The 680-nt window shown below is 55.6% G+C and carries 1 protein-coding gene; it reads left to right on the forward strand.

The genetic code is table 11. The features are described 5' to 3' along the window. On the forward strand, positions 1 to 677 hold a 677-nt coding region (locus V6590_RS20830; RefSeq protein WP_335425631.1), incomplete at its 5' end, for a toll/interleukin-1 receptor domain-containing protein. Positions 678 to 680: the final 3 nt, after the last annotated feature.

Below are 680 nucleotides of genomic sequence, written 5' to 3' on the forward strand. Positions count from 1 at the left end.
ATGCGCAGAAAGCCATGGAAGCCGCGATCACTGCAGTCGTCGCGGAAGCACAACGCCTCGGGGTGTCCCCAAAGGGCGATCAACTCAGTACCAAGGACAGCACCATGACCGCCGGACCGGACCCTGCAAAACCCGTAAGCTACTATGTTTCCTATGCCTGGAATGACAATGAGGACCCTGCGGCCGGGAACATCGAAGGGGTGGTGGACGACTTGTGCGCCAAGGCGAAGAAGCGGGGCATTGATATTCATCGGGACAAGGACAACATCACACTGGGCGGCCGTATCAGCGAGTACATGGCGCAACTGGCGCGTGGAGACCGGATCATCGTGATCTTGAGTGATCGCTACCTCAAGTCCCGCGCCTGCATGCTGGAGCTTTACGAAATCTGGATTCAGGCAAGGGCAGAGGATGCAACCTTCCTTGAAAAGGTGCGAGTATTTACTCATCCGGATACCAAGATTTTCACCCCAGTTGACCGCGCCAAGGTCGCAAAACACTGGGCAGACCTATACGAAGAAGAAAAGCCGCTTCTCGATCACATGGGGGTAGCAGACCGAGTTGGTCATCTGGCGCTGAAAAAGTTCGCCGCACATGTCGGCGATATCCTTTCCCTCGTGGCAGACACGCTGCATCCGAGGCAACTGGATGACTTGCTGAAATACAGCTTCGACTGATGT

Source organism: Gemmobacter denitrificans, assembly GCF_036964905.1.
Classification (GTDB): Bacteria; Pseudomonadota; Alphaproteobacteria; order Rhodobacterales; family Rhodobacteraceae; genus Gemmobacter; species Gemmobacter denitrificans.